The 17,800-nt window shown below is 71.6% G+C and carries 10 protein-coding genes; 4 read left to right on the forward strand and 6 right to left on the reverse strand.

Translation table 11 applies throughout. The annotated features are described in order from the left end of the window. Positions 1-153: 153 nt before the first annotated feature. Together ABIC61_RS11255 and ABIC61_RS11260 are read right to left on the reverse strand one after the other, a co-directional pair. Complete coding sequence (locus tag ABIC61_RS11255; RefSeq protein ID WP_186322078.1) at positions 154-321, reverse strand: hypothetical protein; 168 nt, start codon at positions 319-321, stop codon at positions 154-156. Positions 322-437: 116 nt separating this feature from the next. Then, the gene (locus ABIC61_RS11260) at positions 438-4,073 is read right to left on the reverse strand and encodes a S8 family serine peptidase (protein WP_354029967.1); all 3,636 of its coding nucleotides are present in this window, start codon (positions 4,071-4,073) and stop codon (positions 438-440) included. 160 nt (positions 4,074-4,233) lie between these two features. On the opposite strand from ABIC61_RS11260, the gene ABIC61_RS11265 reads away from it, so the two are divergent. From ABIC61_RS11265 to ABIC61_RS11275, 3 genes are read left to right on the forward strand one after another with little or no spacing between them, the layout of a single operon-like run. After that, entirely contained in the window at positions 4,234-4,899 is a 666-nt protein-coding gene (locus ABIC61_RS11265; protein ID WP_354029968.1) for a TetR/AcrR family transcriptional regulator, read from the forward strand. Continuing rightward, the gene (locus tag ABIC61_RS11270) at positions 4,896-5,630 is read left to right on the forward strand and encodes a hypothetical protein (protein ID WP_354029969.1); all 735 of its coding nucleotides are present in this window, start codon (positions 4,896-4,898) and stop codon (positions 5,628-5,630) included. Before ABIC61_RS11265 ends, ABIC61_RS11270 begins: the two co-directional genes overlap by 4 nt. Then, a complete protein-coding gene (locus tag ABIC61_RS11275) occupies positions 5,627-7,696 on the forward strand; it encodes a YhgE/Pip family protein (RefSeq protein ID WP_354029970.1) in 2,070 nt (689 codons plus the stop codon). Before ABIC61_RS11270 ends, ABIC61_RS11275 begins: the two co-directional genes overlap by 4 nt. Positions 7,697-7,830: 134 nt before the next feature. Here ABIC61_RS11275 and ABIC61_RS11280 read toward each other — a convergent pair whose 3' ends face one another. Continuing rightward, positions 7,831-8,634 (reverse strand): NAD-dependent epimerase/dehydratase family protein, encoded by an 804-nt coding sequence (locus ABIC61_RS11280; protein WP_354029971.1) that lies wholly within the window; start codon positions 8,632-8,634, stop codon positions 7,831-7,833. Positions 8,635-8,644: 10 nt separating this feature from the next. Then, positions 8,645-9,544, reverse strand: coding sequence for an endonuclease domain-containing protein (locus ABIC61_RS11285; RefSeq protein ID WP_354029972.1), 900 nt, complete (start codon positions 9,542-9,544; stop codon positions 8,645-8,647). Positions 9,545-9,809: 265 nt separating this feature from the next. On the opposite strand from ABIC61_RS11285, the gene ABIC61_RS11290 reads away from it, so the two are divergent. After that, positions 9,810-10,799, forward strand: coding sequence for a LacI family DNA-binding transcriptional regulator (locus ABIC61_RS11290; RefSeq protein WP_354029973.1), 990 nt, complete (start codon positions 9,810-9,812; stop codon positions 10,797-10,799). 94 nt (positions 10,800-10,893) lie between these two features. Here the strand turns inward: ABIC61_RS11290 and ABIC61_RS11295 are convergent, their stop codons facing one another. Both ABIC61_RS11295 and ABIC61_RS11300 read right to left on the reverse strand, forming a co-directional pair. Continuing rightward, positions 10,894-11,436, reverse strand: a complete 543-nt coding sequence (locus ABIC61_RS11295; RefSeq protein WP_354029974.1) for a hypothetical protein — start codon at positions 11,434-11,436, stop codon at positions 10,894-10,896. Positions 11,437-11,445: 9 nt separating this feature from the next. Then, the gene (locus ABIC61_RS11300; RefSeq protein ID WP_354029975.1) at positions 11,446-17,604 is read right to left on the reverse strand and encodes an RHS repeat-associated core domain-containing protein; all 6,159 of its coding nucleotides are present in this window, start codon (positions 17,602-17,604) and stop codon (positions 11,446-11,448) included. Positions 17,605-17,800: the final 196 nt, after the last annotated feature.

Below are 17,800 nucleotides of genomic sequence, written 5' to 3' on the forward strand. Positions count from 1 at the left end.
GGTCAGGGCGCCCCCCCCTTGGGGCGCGTGGTGGGTTTGCGCCCCCCCCCCCCCGCCCCCCCCCCGCCCCCCGCCCCCCCCCCCCCCCCCGGGGGGGGGGGGGGGGCCCCCCGCCCCCCCCGCCTCCAGTCCGTCTGGTGGTGACGTCCGCGATCAGGCGCGGAAGAAGTCCTGGTAGGAGGGATCGCCGACCGGCTGCGAGTGGCCGGGCTCGGCGAGGCGCTGTTCGATCATGGACTGGATGACGTCCGGCGGGGTGAGCCCACGGCGCCGCCACTCCATCGGGTTGGCTCGGAGCTGCGTGAGGGTTGCGTGCTGCATGTCGAACAGCCTGTCACTGGATAACTAGTTTGTCTAACTACATGTCCTCGGAACGCACTCCGGGCCCCGACACGCGTGGTGACGGGGCCCGGAGTGCGGTGTTCGGACTGCTCCGACTAGCGGCGGGTGACCTTCGCGGTCGGCTTCGACGTCGCCGATCCGTCCTGGTAGCCCTTCGCCGTCGCGGTGACCTGCACCTGGAAGCGGTGTCCGGCGTCGGACGAGCCCAGCGAGTAGGTCTGCTTCGTGGCACCCGGCACGGCGGCGCCGTCACGGAGCCACTGGTACGAGTACCGCACGCCCTTGGCGTCCCACGAGCCGTGGTGCGCCGTGAGCTTCTTGCCCACCGTCGGGTTGCCGGTGACCGTCACGGCGCTGCCCTTGCGGAGCGTCACGACCGGGGCGGCGACCGTCGCCGAGACCGTGTCCGCCTGGTCGCCGACCGCGTTGCCGAGGTGCAGCAGGAGCACCTTCGCGTTCGCGGCACCGGAGCCTCGGGTGACCTGCAGCGACCCGGAGTCGGCGAACAAGACGCCCGTCGCCTTCCCCTGCGAGAAGGTGAGCGCCGGCGTCGTCGGGTCGTACGTCGCCTCCGCCGTCTCGTCGACGACGTAGGAGCCGCTCGTGGCCAGGGCCGGGGCGTACGCCGACTCGGTCAGGACCGAGTAGGTGAACGCCTTGGTGGCACCGATCGTCGAGGCATCCACGGTCAGGACCTTGACCGTGCTGTCGAACGTGTTCACGTCCTGCCCGGGGGCGCCGCCGTTCAGCGGCTGCGTGTCCACCGCCTTCCCGGTGGCGAGGTCGACGGTCATGGCGAACGTGGCGTCCACCGCTGCCGACTTCGCGTCGTACACCAGGTAGTCCGGCGTGCCGTCGCGGTCGGTGTCGATGAGCACCTCGACGTTGGTCACGGCGCCTGGGTTGGCGTCGGGACCGGCGGTCTGGACGCCGAACGCGAGCGTGTCCGAGGCCTTGTCGTAGTTCGCGCCGTAGGACCGGATGTCCGCCGCCTGCAGGGACTGCTTCGCCGAGCCGGCCGGGAAGGACTCCTGGCCGTCCGTCCCGCCCAGCACGAACGGTGCGACGGATGCGTGGTAGCCGGTCGTCGCGTCACCCTGGTCGACCGAGCGGCCGGTCAGGGCGAGGTCCGCCGTGTTCTTCGTGGCGGGGAACTCGACGTCCGAGCCGTGCACCGCGCTCACCGGCTTCGGCGCGACGTACGTACCGAGCCGCAGCGGGTTGAGCTTCTTGTCGGTCGGCGTGAACGTCACGATGCCGGAGGCAGCGGCGACGAACTCCCGCTGGTAGCCCTGCTGCACCGACTCCTGGGTGGGGTCGATGACGCGGCGGAGCTTCGTCGGGTCGGCGATCGAGAACGTGAGCTTGACCGTCGCGGTGCCGTGCGGTCGGACCGTCACGCGCTTGGTGCTGAGCGCGAAGGCCACGCCCGGCTGCGACACCTGCGGCTGGTAGGCCACGTCGTAGGTGTGCGGCCGACCGTCGGTGTTCTCGATCTGCAGGGTCCGGTTCTCGCTGGTCTTCGAGGCGACCTCGACGACACCGTACGAGGCGGTGACGAGCTGGTCGTTCTCGATGCTGCGGACCGTCGTGCCCGCCGTGACCGCCTGGAGGGCGTCGACACGGCCGGTGCCCTGCCGGAGCAGGGTCGCGGTGCCGTCACCCTGCCGCACGTCGTGCGTGGCGGTGTTCATGAGTGCGGCCTTGACCTGCGGTGCCGACCACGTCGGGTGCGACTGGAAGGTCAGCGCCGCGATGCCCGCCACGTCCGGCGTCGCCATCGACGTGCCGCTCATCGACATGCGGCCGTCACCGGTGCCGTTGGCCGCGGAGATCACGTTGACCCCGGGGCCGGCGATGTCCGGCTTGACGATGTCGTCGAACGACCCGTGCACACCCCGGCTGGTGAACCCGGCGAGCGTGTTCACGGCCTCGGGGTCGGTCGCGAGCTGGAAGCCCTTGAGCTCGTCGGCGAAGCGGACGTGCAGGGTCCCGGCCTGGGCAGCGACCTGGAGGCTCGCCACGCTGTCCTTGGTCAGCTCGGCTCCCGGGATGGTCGCGTTCCCCGCGATGCCGGAGTCGAACGTGTTGATCGTCCCCGCCAGCAGGACGCCGACACCGCCTGCAGCCTCGACGTTGTTGAACCGCACGCCGGAGCCGCACTCGAGCGCGGCGTCGGTCCACTTGAGCCAGACGACCTTGCCCGCGATCTTCGCGGCCTCGTCGGCGCTGAACGCAGCGCAGCCGTCGACGTTCGTGCTCGGGACGACGACGTCACCCTCGACCGGCAGCGTGCCCTGGTAGTTCTGCGAGTACTGGGCACGGTAGGTGGTCGCGACGTCCGCCGGGGCGGTCGCCTCGACACCGTCGTAGAGCGACTGGCCGGTGGCGCTCGCGGCGACCGTGAGGGCGCCCTCGGCGTTGCCCGGCGAACCGCCGATGTCGGTGAAGTCGTCGGCGTTGCCCGAGGCGATCACCGGCAGCACGCCGCGGGCGGTGAGCGCGTCGATCTTCGCGTTGTCGGGGTCGTCCGGCGCGCCGTAGTCGGAGCCGAGCGAGAGGTTGAGAACGTTGATGTCCTTGCCCTCGGTCAGGGCCTGACCGACCCAGTCGAGCGCGGCACCGGTGAGGTCGGTCGAACCGCCGTTGTCACCGAACACCTTGAGGGCGTAGAGGCCGGCCTCGGGCGCGGTGCCCGGTCCGATCCACATGTCCTGGACCTGCTGCGTGGTGAGCTTCGTGTAGTCGCCCGTGTAGGTCTTCTTGTCGGCGTCGAGGCCGTAGCCGGCGATGGTGCCCGACACGTGGGTGCCGTGGTCGCCACCCTTGCCGTCGATCGGGTTGTCGTCCGGCTTCGGGGTCGGGTCGTACGCGGGGTCGGTGGTGTCCGCGTTGTACGTCGGGCCGGCGAAGTCGTAGCCGCCGAGGAACTTCTTGCCGTCGTAGGACCCGGCCGTCGGTGCGCCGGTGTTGGCGAGCGCCGCCTGGTACGCGGCCGCGGTGCCGGGACCGCCGAAGTCCGCCTGCGTGTAGTCGAGGCCGGTGTCGAGCACGGCGACGTTCACGCCCTTGCCGGTGCGGCCGGTCTGCTGCCAGGCGTCGAGCGAGCGGGTGTAGACGTCGCTCGCCGCGTTCTTCGGCGTGACGCCGTCCGCGCCTGGCTTCGTGAGGCTCGGGTCGACACCGGACGGTGCCGCGCCGGAGTCGGCGTTCACCGTCGGGTCGACGATCTTCTTCGGCGTGAGCGGGATGATGCTCTCGACGTCGGAGCGGGCCGCGACCTTCCGGAGCGCTGCGACGTCGGCGACGACGGCCACGCCCGGCACGGTGTACTCGGTCGAGTAGAGCTCGGTCGCGTCCGCGTCGGACTGCTGGACGGCGGCGCGCACGGCGTCGACCGTCGACCCGATCGCCTTGACGCGCTGCTTCGCCGCCGAGGACGGGGTCTTCGACTTCGTGAGGTCCCCGCCCTTCGCCTGGGCGTCGACCTCGAGCGCGCCCTGGCCGGTCGTCCGCACGAACGCGGCGATCGTCTTCGAGGGCTTCGCGTCCCGCAGCGGCTGCGAGAGTTTCAGGTCGGCCGGTACCGGTCCGGCCGGTGCTGCCGAGGCTGCTCCGCCGACGGCCAGTCCGCCGCACGCCAGGGCCGCGGCGGCGACGCCGGCGGTCAGGACGCGCGCGAAGCGGTTCGGGTTGGGGTTCGGGTCGTTGTTCGGTGTTGCACGGTTCAAAGGGCGCACTCCCGGTTCGTCCGTGTTTCGCAAGGAATTGCTGTGAAGTTATGCGTTTCCTCTCAGGTCCCGCAGTCCGCACTTTGGGGGACGTCCCTCGTTCGGGGGTGGTCAACCTGATAACTTGCACACCCGTGTGCACGTTATTACGATGGGGTGCGTGACCAGTCCAGACCAGCAGACCCGCGCGCCCCGCCGCGACGCGACGGAGAACCGCGCGGCGCTGATCCAGGCTGCGCGGACCGTCCTGCAGGGCGATCCCGATGCCTCGCTCGAGACGATCGCGTCCGCCGCCGGGCTGTCCCGGCGTGCGGTCTACGGACACTTCCCGTCGCGCGACGACCTCGTGCGCGAGGTCGTGACCGCCGGTGCCGCCCGTGTCGCCGCGGCCATGCCGACCACGTCCGACCTCGTCGCCCTGCCCCCGGCCGCACGGCTCGCCGCCATCGCGGTGACGCTCTGGGCCGAGGTCTCGCACGTCCGCTCGATGGCCCGGGTCGCGATCCGCAGCCCGTTCAGCGAGTCCGTCGCCGAGGTGTTCGCATCCCTGCGTGCCCAGGTCCGGGACGCCTGCGCCCTCGGGATCGCCGACGGTGCGATGCGCGACGACGTCGACCCCGCGACGCTCGGCCGGTTGGTCGAGGGCGCGTGCATCGCCGTCCTCGACGAGGCCACCCGCTCCGGGACGTCCGACGAGGACGGCCGGCGCATGGTGGTGCTGTCGGCACTCGGCATGGCCGGCATCGACTGGCGCACCGCGATGCTCTCCGAGCCGGTCGCACCCGCCCACTCCACGAACCCCTCCGCCAGCAAGGACCCCGCATGACCATCGAACTCGACCACGTCGGCATCGGCGAGGAGCCCGGCGCGGCCCTGCCCGTCGTGTCCGCCGTCGCCGCACCGGGACGCCCGGGCGTGATCGCCGTCGAGACGGAGCAGGCCCCCGTGCTCGCGTCCCTCGTCGCCGGCGGCCGCATGCAGCCCGAGACCGGCCGCGTGCTGCTCGACGGGCACGAGGACGCCGCGGCGATCCGGAAGGCGTTCGCGCTCGTCGACACCCCCGGCATCGCCGAGCCGTTCCCGGTGATGAGCGTCCGGCGCATCGTGCGCGAGGAGCTCGCGTTCGCCGAACAGCGGCCCTCCCGCCAGCACGTCGACACCGTGCTCGACGAGCTCGGGCTGCGCGAGTACGCCGACACGCACGTGCAGCGGGTCCCGACCGACGTGCGCGTCCGGTTGCTCGCCGAACTCGCCCTGCTGCGGGACGGTGTGACCGGGCTCGTGATCACCTCGCCCGAGCGGCACGGCGGCGCCGTGGAGGGCTGGTTCGCGGTCGTCCGCGACATCGCCCGCCGCGGCGTGACCGTCGTGCTCGTGACTTCCAAGGCCGCAGCAGCGACCGTCGAGCACCTGCTCGACACCGTCGAGCCGCTCGACACCATCCAGACGACCGGAACCACCCAGACCGAGGACCCCGAGGACGTGGCCCGACCTGACGGAGACGACGCGCGCCTCCAGTCCGACACCGACCACCTGCCCACGGAGGCGACCGCGTGACCACCACCTCGCTCGTCCGCGCCGAACTGGCGCGACTCACCGCGACCCCGCTCGCACGACTCGCGTTCATCGCGCTCATGGTCGTGCCGCTGCTCTACGGCGGCGCCTACCTCTGGGCCAACCGCGACCCGTACGCCAAGCTCGACCAGGTCCCTGCCGCGATCGTGAACCAGGACGCCGGCGCCACCCTCGACGGCGACCGCGTCGACTACGGCAAGGACGTCACGAAGGAGGCCATCGACGGCGCCGACTTCAAGTGGACGAAGACCTCGGCGGCCGACGCGCGCTCCGGCGTGCGCAACGGCACCTACGACTTCGTGGTGACCATCCCGCACGACTTCTCGGAGTCCCTCGTGTCGGCGCAGTCCGACGACCCGAAGCGGGCGAAGCTCGTCATGACGACGGCTGACACGAACTCGTACCTCGCGTCGACGATCGCCGAGCAGGCGGGCAAGACCATGCGCACCGCGGTGGCCGAGCGCGTCGGGAAGCAGGCGGCGAAGACCCTGCTCGTGGGTCTCGCCGACGTGCGCGACAGTCTCGGCGACGCGGTCGACGGAGCCGGGCAGCTCGCCTCGGGTGCGAGCTCTGCCGCTTCGGGGGCGGCGACCCTCGCCGACGGTACCGGCAAGCTCGCGGACGGCGCGGCCACGCTCGCCGACGGGACGGCCGCGTTGCCGTCGCAGACCGCCGCGCTGAACTCCGGCGCGCAGCAGGTGGCGTCCGGTGCATCGACGCTGTCGTCGGGGCTGCAGGACGCGAAGCAGCAGACGGCGTCGCTGCCGGCCCAGACGGCGAAGCTCGCGTACGGCGCGCAGCAGGTGGCCGGTGGCAACCAGCAGATCGCCGACCTGGTCGACGGCGCGAACGAGGACGCCGCGACGGTGCAACCCGTCGACGCGGACGCCCTGCTCGCCGAGCTGCAAGCAAACCTGCCGGAGGGTGTCGAACTCTCGGAGGAGCAGGAGCAGGGGATCAAGCAGGCCGTCGCCCAGGCGAACGCCCTCGGGGCGCAGACGAAGGCCACCCTGGCCGATGCCCAGACCAAGGTGGACAAGCTGAACGCCGCGTCGCAGCAGGTCTCCGCGGGTGCGGCGCAGCTGTCCGCCGCGGCGCCGAAGCTGAGTTCCGGGATCGCGTCCGCCGCCGACGGCGCCTCGCAGCTCGCCTCCGGGTCGTCGCAGGTCGCGTCGGGCACGTCGCAGCTCGCCGCGGCGGCGCCCACGCTGTCGTCCGGTGCGTCGCAGCTCGCCGCCGGGGCCGCGTCGGCCGACCAGGGTGCGAAGTCGCTGGCGTCCGGGCTGACCAAGCTCGAGAGCGGCTCGTCCGAGCTCGCGTCGAAGCTCGACGACGGCCGCACGAAGATCCCCGCCTCCACCGCCTCCCAGCGGAACGACCAGGCGTCGGTGATCTCCGACCCGGTGAAGGTCGGGACGGACGACGTCGCCTCGGCGTCGAACTACGGGGCCGGCCTCGCGCCGTTCTTCATCTCGCTCGCGGCGTGGATCGGCATGTACGCGCTGTTCCTCATCCTCAAGCCGATCTCGAAGCGGGCGATCACGGCCGTGCGGAAGCCGTTGCGGGTGGTGTTCGGCGGGTGGCTGACGCCCGCGCTGCTCGGGCTCGTGCAGATGGTGGCGCTGTTCCTCATCGTCCGGTTCGCCCTCGACCTCGACGTCGCCTGGACGGGGCCGACGATCGGGATCATGGTGCTGGCGTCGGCGACCTTCGCGGCGATCATCATGGCGCTCAACGTGCTGCTCGGGTCCGTCGGGCAGTTCCTCGGCCTGGTGCTCATGCTCGTGCAGCTCGTCACCGCCGGTGGGACGTTCCCGTGGCAGACGCTGCCGGGGCCGTTGGCGGCGCTGCACTTCGCGCTCCCGATGACGTACTCCGTCGATGCGATCCGGCAGACGATGTACGGCGGGTCCGCCGCGGCGACCTGGTCGGACGCGGGGGTGCTGGCGTGCTGGCTGCTCGGCGCGTTGCTCGTGTCGTACGTCGTCACGGCGCGGCAGACCCGCTCCCGGACGCTGCGCGACCTGCGCCCGAGCCTGATCGGTTAGCGCGCGCGGCGTGCGGCGGGTCCCGTCCCCGCCCCCCGCGCGCCCGCCCCACCCCCGCGCCGCTTCGTCGAGTGAGCAGAAATCGTCGGGTCGCCGTTCGGCACCCGACGATTTCTGCTCCGTCGACGGGGCCGTCAGTGCTCGCGGCGACCGAGCGGGACGTCCGCCAGGCCACCGCCGAGGTACCGCATGTCCTCCCGCGCGAAGGCGTCCCGGTCGTCGGGGTCGAGCACACGGGATGCGTCGTCGCGCGGAAGGAAGCCGATCGCCTCGCCGGCGCGCAGGTCAGCCGGTGACCCGGTGTTCCTCGAGAGTGCCCACACCACGTGGTGACCGGGCTGGGTGAGCTCGGTCGTGGCGATCACCAGGTGTGCGAGGTCGTCGGGCGAGGACCACAGCAGGAGCGCGCGCTGCGAGGACGGCACGTCGCCGAACGCCCCGATCCGCGCCGAGACGATCGACATCTCGAACCGGTCCGCGAACAGGCTGCCCAACAGCTCCATCCCGGCCTTCGTGACGCCGTAGTACGTGTCGGGTCGCGGGAGACGATCGCCGGGGACGCTCCCCGGTGCGTCGACGGGTTCGGGGACGCGACCGACCGCGTGGACCGAACTCGCCTGGACGACCCGGAGCACGCCGGCCGCGGCAGCCCGCTCGAGGACGTTCTTCGTGCCGGTCAGGTTCGCCGTCACCAGGGCGTCCCAGTCGTCCTCCGTCGGGACCCCAGCGAGGTGCACGACCGTGTCGACACCCGTCAACGCGTCATCGAGCGCGTCGGGATCGTTGACGGAACCGACGACGAGACGTTCGCCCGCGGACACGGCGTCCGCCGGCTCGTGTTCGTCGAACAGGACGAGGTCGTGACCGGCCGCGAGCAGTCGGGGGCGCAGTGCTGACCCGATCCGGCCCGCAGCACCGGTGATGAGGAGCGTCGCCATGCGGCGGACGTTACGCGCGCTCCCGGAGGACCTCCCGCAGCTGCGCGAGCGTCTGGACGAGGTGGTCGCCCAGGTCCGACTTCGTCCACCGCAGCACGACCCATCCCCGACGGCCGACCTCCCGGTGCCGTCGGATGTCGGTCGCCCACTGGTGCGGGTCCGTTCGGTGGTGGTCTCCCTCGTACTCGACCACGACCCGGTGCCGCGGGAAGGCCATGTCCACCCGAGCGATGAACCGACCGTGCCCGTCGCGGATCTCGACCTGCAGATCGGGTTCGGGGAGTCCGGCGCGGACGATGGCCAGCCGTGCCCTCGTCTCCTGCGGCGAACCCGCCCCACGGCGGACGAGCGCCAGCGCGGCACGGAGACGGCGCGCACCCCGACACCGTCCCCGCTGCCCGAGCGCTACCCGGAGGTCGTCGACCGTCGTCCGACACCGTCCCGTTGAGACGATCGCGTCGCCGAGCACGACCAGGTCATCGACGGAGAGCATCGACCCGCACTCGATCCACGTCGTCGCCGGCGTGCTCGCCGGCAGGCCCCACCGGTCACGGACGGCCGCTCGGAGCGCCTCGACACGGTGCCCGACCACGCCCGTGCGACGGGGTTGGGCGGCCGGGAGTCGGCTCGTGACGTGGACCGGGCCGTCCCGGTGCGCGGCCGGCACCGGGAGCTCCCAGAGCACCGCCGCGGTCGTGTGGCTGATGAACTGCCCCGGGAGCAGGAGCGGGCGGAACGCTCGGATGCGTTCGATCCCCTCCGGCGGTCGTGACCGGTGCCAGCGGAGGGAGCGCGTGGGCCTGACGAGGTCTCGGCGCCGGAGGCGCTCCGGCGACACCCCGGCGCGTTCGGCTGCCCGGATGTCGAACGCCCGGTTCCGGAGTTCTCGTGGAAGTGCCCTCGGCTGCATGCCCCACACCCTCGCCCGATCGCGACGCCGGCCGCGCGCGATCGGGCCGATCCGTGCACAACGCACCCCGCGCCTCCCGTGTGGAGGACAGAAGCCGTCGCCGACTGAGCACAAATCGTCGGGTCTACGCGCCGGACTCGACGATTCCTGCTCACTCGACGGCGCACCCGACCGCGCACCCGGACCGCGCACCCGGCCCGCGCACCCCGCGCCCGACGAGCCACCGATACGATCGACGTGAGAGCCACGGAGGTCGATGCAGATCATGGGAGCCGGCAAACCCGCGACCATCTACGACGTCGCCGCGCGCGCCGGGGTCTCGAAGTCCCTCGTCTCGCTCGTGCTGCAGCGCTCCCCGCGGGTGAGCCAGCAGCGGCGCGAAGCGGTGCTCAAGGCGATCCAGGAGCTCGACTACCGCCCGTCCACCGCGGCGGTGTCGCTCGCGGGCACCCGTTCCCGGACCATCGGCGTGGTGCTCGACGACTTCCGGAACCAGTGGTTCGTCGACCTGCTGACCGGGCTGCGCGAGGCACTGCAGGACCAGGGGCACCGGCTCGTCGTGGCCGACCGGTTCCTCAACACCGGGCTCGACGCCTCTCCCGTCGAGGGCTTCCTGTCGATGCGCGTGGAGGGACTCGTGATCGCCGGCGAACCCGACACGGACCTCGCGATCCCGGCCTCCACACCGCTCGTCATCGCCGGTGGCCGCGTCTCGATCCCCCGCGCGGACACGGTGGCGAACGACGACCGTGCCGGTGGGGCGATGGCTGCGGAGCACCTGCTCACGCTCGGCCACACGCACTCCGGGTTCATCGGCGCGTCGTCGGCCGCGTCCGACGAACGGCGCACGGGCTTCACGGCCGGTGTCGACCGCCGAGCCGAGGTCGCGACGGTCGTCCTCCCCGGAGAGCCCACCGAAGGAGCGGGGTCGCGAGCGCTGGGGCAGCTGCTCGACGAGCGCCCCGAAGTCACGGCGGTGTTCGCGGCGAACGACGTGATGGCGCTCGGCGCGTTGTCGGAGCTCGCGGAGCGCGGGCTCCGCGTCCCCGAGGACGTCTCGGTCATCGGCTACGACGACACACCGCTCGCGGCGACGCGGTACGTCGGTCTGACGAGCATCGACGACCGCAGCGTCGAGATCGGTCGGGGCGCCGGCGAGCGGCTGCTCGCCCGCATCGCCGACCCGACGCTGGCGGCGACCGAGGTGCTCGTCCAACCCCGACTGGTGGCGCGGCGGACGACCGCCGCACGCTGACGGACGGTCGGGACCAGCACGCTCGAGCTGCTGCCATCGCGCTCACGCACGTGAGCCGGCAGGCAGTGCTGCGCTCACGAACGTGGACTCGAGATCAGTGCCGACCGGACGTCCCCCGCGCCGAAGAGTTCCGAATGCGGGTCGACCCGCGGCGGCGCTCGCGCGACCACTTCGATCCGATGGCGACACCCCACAGCACCAGGACGACCACCGCCCAGACCGGAGTGAACGGCATGAAGTCGTCCCCCACGGAGCTGTAGTTGCTCCAGCCTGCCCCGGCGAGGTGCTGCAGGAGCGGACCGAGCGCCACGACCAGCGCCGCAGGTCCGGTGACGAGTACGAGCGCCCGGGTCCCGCGTGCCGTGACCACACCGGCGAACAGCCCGGCACCGGCGACGGCCGCGAGCGCGACGGCCGCGTAGATCCAGGCGGCTCCGGACGCTCGCCACCCGTCGTGACCGAGCCACGCCGAGTACTCACTCCGGTACACGCCCGCGAAGTGGTCGACGTTCGACGGTCCTCGCCCGACCACGAACACGAGCGGGAACCCGAGCACAGCGGCAGTCGCTGCCACGACCCCCACGGCCGCGAGTACGAGCGCCGCGCCGCGCCGGAACCGCACCAGTTCATCCGTCATCGTTCCTCGTCACCTCTGGCCGGGGACCCCGTCGTGGTCCGGATCGATCGTGTCGGCCGCACCGCCCAACACGCCTCCGAACGCGTTCTCGGCCGTCCAGTTCGCCGCTCGTTCGACGCGGAGCACGGTGGTCCGAGGTCTCGACGTCTGGGCTGCCATCCGGTAGACCTTCGTGGCCGCCGTGTACTTGAAGCCCTTCATCGCGACCTTCGCGACCGCGCCACCGGCAACGATACCCACCGCGGACGCGCCGGCTTCGACCCACCTGCCCTGCACCGCGTAGAGACCGGTCTGAGCGACGCTGCACCCGGTCCCGATCCCACCAGGGATGAGCGTGCAGATGTTCAACGCAGTCCCGACGATCGGGTTGTCGGTCAGGAACTTGGCGCCGGCCTGCACGTGCTTCCACGCCGCGCCGAGGTCGAACCCGTGCCGCTTCGCCGGCTTCTGCGTGACCCGTGGACTCCAGTGCCGCGGAGCCGGTGATGCGCTCCTCGGGACGTGGCTGCGCGGAGCCGGGGCAGCGGTGGGCCGACTCGTCTTCGGCGGCGTCGGGTGGTAGTACGGGTTCGTCGCCGTCGGCGGACGACTGCCGAGCACGCAGTATCCGCCCGGTCGGTCGTTCGCCATGTAGCAGTCACCGCTCGGATCAGTGAAGGTGATCGGGTTGCTGCCGCTGTACGCGTACCCGTTGTTCTGCTGCGGGTTGTCCGGTGCGAGGACCGCGTCGACCGACAGGAACCGGCCGAGCGTGGCGTCGTACGCGCGCGCACCGAGCTGCGTCAGTCCCGAGAACGCCGAGGCCGCCTTGTTGAGGAAGCCGTGCGCCGACGTCCACGCGACGGGCTCTCCCCGCGACTCGCCGAACGGCGTGAACCACCGTCTGGTCACCGCACCGGTCAGCACGTCGGACTGCAGGTCGGCGTTGCCGTCGATGTCGGTGTCGAGCGCGAACACCCTGCTCGTACCGGACGCCGTGTCGCGCTCGGCGACCGTGATGTCCGCGATCGAGTAGGTACGTGTCGCGGTGTCGGAGGAGCTGCCGTCGGCTCGGTGGAGCTCCGTGTCGCCCAGGAACAGGGAGGCACCGTCCCGCGGGTCGACCTGGATCAGCAGCTGACCGTCCGCGTCGTAGACGTCGTCCTGACGCTGGGCGCCCACCGTCGTCGCACTGAGCTTCCCGTGTTCGTCGTACGCCAGTGTCGCGCTCCGTGCCGTCGTGGTGTCACCCGCCTCGTCGTACGCGAAGGAGTCGGACGTCCTGTTCGTGCCGTCGTCCGTCACCACGGACTGGACGGCGTGCGGGTGCGCGGTGCCGGCGGCCGGGTAGGTGTACGTCGCCGTGCGGTCCGTGCCGCCCGTCGTCGAGTGGGTCGTGACACCGGTCCGGTTGCCGCTGGCGAGGTCGTACCGGTAGCTGTGCCAGTACGGCGCGGGGCCGCCGAGCGCGGCCGGGTCCGCTGTGGCGTCGCAGGCACCCGTCGCGGGGGTCCACGCCTCGGTGAGCTCCTGGAGCGCGTCGTACGAGTAGCACTGCGTCTCGCTGCCGGCCGCACCCGTGGTCTGCGCCGAGGTCACGGTGCCGACGGCGTTCCGCGCGTACGTGCGCTTCGCCTGGACGACGGTGGAGGACCCGGTGCCGGTCTGGTCCTGGATCCCGACCACGTCGCCGGTGACCGCGTCCCGCGTGTACGCGGACGTGTTGGCCACCGTGCCGTCGCGGTCCACCTGGGCGACCCGGTTCAGGGCGTCCCGGACCACACCGGCGTAGCTCTTCGTCCCGGCGACGCTCGACGGTGCGCCGAGCGCGTCGTAGGTGTAGCTGAGTCGTTCGGCGGCGAGACCTCCGGCGGCCGGCATCGTGACGGTGGCGACGGTCTCGTCCTGGTTGTAGGTGGTCTTCGTCGTGTAGGTCGTCCCCGCGAACGCCGGGGCACCGGCTCCGATCGAGACCGTCTTCCCGGTCGGCTTGTCCGCGCCGTCGTACCCGGTGATCGTCGTCGAGACCGCGGACCCGGGGGCGCCCGGCGCCGAGCCCCGGTAGGCCGTCGAGGTGCTGAGCTCGCCGCGCTTGACCGTGTCGTAGTCCCAGTGGCCGAGGAGGGCGCCGTCGGTTCCACCGGAGTACTCGTCGGTCTTGCGGTCGAGGTCGTCGTAGGCCGTCGTGAGCGTCACGCCACGCGCGTCGGTGCTCGAGGTGCGGTTGCCGGCAGGGTCGTACGAGAAGGCCGAGTGACCGGAGTCCGGGTCGTCCTGGGCGATCATGTCGCCGGTCGGGTCGAACGCCCACGACCAGGTGTTGCCGGCGGGGTCCCGCATCGTCGTCATGTCACCGCGGCCGTCGTACCCGTACGTCGTGTCCTGGTGGGCGGCCCCCGGAGCGATGCTGCCGCCGAGGTACTGGCGGAGGAGGCGCTTGTGCCCGAGTGAGTCGGTGGACGTGCTCGTCGGCGTCCCACCCTGCGGCGGTGTCACGTCGACCTGGTCGGCGCCCTGCCACCGCGACGTCGTGCGGTACTGCTCCTTGCCGTACGAACTCGTCACCTCGGCCGTGGTCCTGCCTGCAGCGTCGTACTCCTTCGCGACGGCCGACTGGATCTGCTGCTGGCTCACCGGGAGGAACAGCTTGGCGGACGGCGCGGTGCCGCTGGCCCAGTACGAGTTGTTCGTGTTGGCCACACGACCCTGCGCGTCGTACCAGGTGTCGGTGACGACGCTGCCGCCGGAGCCGGAGGGGTCCTGCGTCTGCACCTGCTGCCCGAGACCGTCGTAGAGCACGTAGGCCGTGGTGGTCCCGCCCCAGTTGAGCGTCGTCGTCGCGACGGCGAGGGGTGCCGTCTGTGTCTCGGTGTAGGCGTAGGAGGTGCTCGGCGACGATGCGAACGACGCCTTCGGGTGTCCCGGGAGCCAGACCTGGGTGCGCCTGCCGAGCGCGTCGTAGGTGGCGGTCGTGACGTCACCGGCGACGTCGGTCGCCGTGAGTTCCGAACCACGGGCGGGATCGAGCGTCGTGGTGCTCTTCCACCCCTTCGGGTTCGTCACCGTCGTCGCGGTCACGGGTCCCCCGGACGCCGGGGTGTAGGCCGTGGAGGTCGTGCGTCCCAGCGCATCCGTCACGCTGACGGCGCGGCCGAGCGCGTCGTACTTGGTCGAGGCCGTCGTGGTCCACGACGTGACGCCGCCGGCGAAGCCGGTCACCGTCTCCACCTTGGTGGCGTCGCCCTTCGTCGGTGCAGCGCCGAGTGCCGCGCCGTCGTAGCTGGTCCGGGTGTCCGACACGATGTCGTTCGACGTCGCAGGTGCCGTCCCGCACGGGAGTCCGATGGTCTTCTCCTCGACGGGGAGCCCGACGATCCACGCGCCCGTGTTCGTCGACGCGTACGTCGTCGTCGTGCACGTCGCGCCGGCATCGGAGGTCACGGTGCTCACCCGGACGGGATCCCCGTCGTCGTCGTAGGTCGTCGTGGTGTCGGTGCTCCGACCTCGCCCGTCGGCCGTGGGCTCGGTGGCGTGGACGGTCCCGTCCTCGATCCGTCTGGCCTGGTTCGTCCCGTCGTCGGCTGCGACGTCGGACGTCCACGGCGTGTTCACCGTGTCGGAGAGGACCGGCCCGCCGACGCCGTTCCGGACCGTCGTCTCGCGGACCTGTCCGGCGAACCACGGCGCGTCGACGACACCGGGAGCGTCCGTCACCGTGACTACCTTGCTGCCGCCGCTCGTCCCGGCCCGGTCTCCGTCGAGTCCGCGGTAGAACGTGTAGGCCGTGGTCTTCTGCGACGAAGGAGCGCTGCTGTCGCCGTCCCGGACCTCAACCTGGTCGTACCCGGCGAACACCGACCACGTGCGCTTCTTCTCCGGCGTGAACACGGACGTGTTGTACTTCCAGGCCGGGGCCCCCGTGTAGGCGTACTGCGTCTCGCGTGGGCGGTCGTTGGCGCCGCCGGTCTTCGGGTCGTCGACGACCTTCGTCACCACGTACTTGTGGAAGAGGTCGAGCTTCGCGTCCTGTGCGGGCGTGATCGACGGAGTCCACCACTGCGGGTAGCACCGTCGCGTGTTGGTCGCCGCGGCCGCTTCGATCGCGGCCGCCTCGCCGGGTGTGCAGTCCTGACCGGAGTACGTCACCGACGTGACGGCCCCCGTCTCGGCGGTGATCGCCGAGACGCGGTACTTGTCGAGCGGTGCGAGCCCGTCGACCGCCCAGACGCGGTTCTGCTTGGTGGTGCCGCTGAACTTCACGGCGGGCTCGCTGATGCTCGCGCTGCCCGAGTAGCCGGTGTGCTGGACCTGGGTCATCCACAGCGCGGCCGTCGTCCCGTCGCCCGGGTCGGGGAACGAGTGGGACAGTGTCCACTTGTCGACGGTCGTGTAGGTGGTCCCGGTCTTGACCGCGGTCGTGACGGTGTCGAGCATGCCGTCGGTCCAGAACGTGGGGACGGGGTTCGCCGTGCACGACGCGGTGCAGAACTGGTCCCACGGGACGTCGGGGTAGGACGTCGGCTTCGCGGGTTTCGTCGCGGCGCTCCCGATCGCCTCCTTCGTGCAGTTCGTGTGCGTCGCGTCGCTGCACCGTCCGTACGCGTCGTAGCCGAAGGTCACGCGACCGGTGGCGGCGCTCGCGGTGTACACGGTCGCCGCGGTCAGGCCGTAGTCGATGTGGTCGAGCTGTCCACCGCGCACGTAGCTCGTCGCGCCGGATCCGTTCTTGCCGTAGCTGTTCGACTCGGCGGCGTAGTAGAACGCCTCGGCGTTCCCGTGGACGTCGACCACGTAGTCGAGGTTCCACCGCCAGGCCTGCACGCACGAGGACGCCGCGAAGGTCGACGCGTGGCACGGCTCGCCGCTGTCGTTGCCGAACACGGGCACCGTCCACGCCGAGTTCGTGGTCGCCTTCCCGCTGGCCCAGCCGGGCAGCTGGTTCTTGCCGAAGTAGTACTGCGTGCCGTCCGTGGTCGTGACGCGCCAGCAGTCCGTGTCGTACGTGCCGTTCGCCGAACAGCCCTGCTCGGTGCCGACGAGGTGCTCGATGCGCGATCCGTCGTCCGACTTCATCCGCCAGGTGCCGGTGCTCCGGTCCTTCACGAGAGCCGTGGCGTGGCCGTTCAGCGAGATCGTGGCGTTGTCGGTCTTCCAGCACTGGTCGCCGGAGGTCTTCACCGCGCCGGACGGTCCGTCGTCCTGGGAGCAGGCGACGTACTGGCGCTCGATGAACCCTCCGCCACCGAGGTCCCAGCCGTCGCCGATGGCGGACGGCTGGTTGTTCGTCGATCCTGTCTCGCCGTCGACGGACTGCGAGTCGTAGGTCAGCGAGAGGTCGGGCGCGGGACCAGCAGGAGCGTCCGGGACGTCCATCGGGTACTGCCAGGAGAAGTCGCCGGTCTGTGCTGACACGTCCCAGCTGCCGGCCTCCTTGAGCGGAGAGGCCGAGAACGTGCCGGATCCGTTGCTGGACACCGGGGCACTGGTCGCCGCGAGGGTCACCGCCCGTGACGCGATCCTCGGCGTCATCACGAGGTCGCCGCCACTCGTCGTCGTCGCGACGGGCGTCATCGTCCGCGCGGACAGGGCCTTCCCCTCGTCCACCTGCACCCAGCGCGTGCGCGAGGCGTAGTCGGCACCGAACTGCCGGGCGAGCAGGGATCGTGGGATCCGGACGGCCACCGGAGCCGCGGCGCCCGCGTCCTCGCGAATGAGTGTCAGCGCGATGCCCGGCAAGTGTCGCTTCGACGCCTGCTTCGCCGTCGGCACGCTGACCCTGAGCTCCTTGACGACCTTGGTCGCCGTTCCCGGTCGGGTCGCCGCCGCGACCGCGATCGGACTCGAACCGAGTGACGACCACGATCCGTGGACCCTGGCGGCCGTCGATCCTTCCGGCCCGGAGGTCGTGACGCCGGCGGCGGCCCCGTGGAGTGCAACCGTCCAGGAGTCGTGACCGAGGTGGACCGTCGGCACGACCGTCGAGCGCGACGACCGGGCGGTCTCGGCAGCCCGCAGGTCCGTGGCGGAGTGGCCGGCGACCGCCTTCCCCAGGTCGGCCACGACCGGCACGCGGTCGGACTCGATGACGGTCAACGTCGAGACCGCCAGAGCGCCCACGGCGACCAGCGCGAGGGCACTCTGCAGGACGACGACGCCTCGCCGACGAGGCGCCCGGTGCCGGCGGCTCATGCCGCGCCACCCCCGGCGACCACGCCGACGACGGCCCTGCCGACGTCCGTCCCGACGATGGATGCGGATGCTCCGAGCACCTGTCCCCCTGCTCCCTGTGTCTGCGCGTGCGAGCACCCCGGCTCACACGGCTTCGGGATCGTACCGAGAGGGAACACATAGGAAACGACCCCCCGTTCAGGGCGCAGCGGACACG

It is taken from the genome of Curtobacterium sp. 1544 (genome assembly GCF_040544915.1).
Classification (GTDB): domain Bacteria; phylum Actinomycetota; class Actinomycetes; order Actinomycetales; family Microbacteriaceae; genus Curtobacterium; species Curtobacterium pusillum_C.

Excerpts from the sequence above, each read along its gene's own strand:
- ABIC61_RS11285 (WP_354029972.1), bottom strand. The coding sequence starts at position 9,544 with ATGCAGCCGAGGGCACTTCCACGAGAACTCCGGAACCGGGCGTTCGAC.
- ABIC61_RS11280 (WP_354029971.1), bottom strand. The coding sequence starts at position 8,634 with ATGGCGACGCTCCTCATCACCGGTGCTGCGGGCCGGATCGGGTCAGCA.
- ABIC61_RS11255 (WP_186322078.1), bottom strand. The coding sequence starts at position 321 with ATGCAGCACGCAACCCTCACGCAGCTCCGAGCCAACCCGATGGAGTGG.
- ABIC61_RS11300 (WP_354029975.1), bottom strand. The coding sequence starts at position 17,604 with ATGAGCCGCCGGCACCGGGCGCCTCGTCGGCGAGGCGTCGTCGTCCTG.
- ABIC61_RS11290 (WP_354029973.1), top strand. The coding sequence starts at position 9,810 with ATGGGAGCCGGCAAACCCGCGACCATCTACGACGTCGCCGCGCGCGCC.
- ABIC61_RS11270 (WP_354029969.1), top strand. The coding sequence starts at position 4,896 with ATGACCATCGAACTCGACCACGTCGGCATCGGCGAGGAGCCCGGCGCG.
- ABIC61_RS11295 (WP_354029974.1), bottom strand. The coding sequence starts at position 11,436 with ATGACGGATGAACTGGTGCGGTTCCGGCGCGGCGCGGCGCTCGTACTC.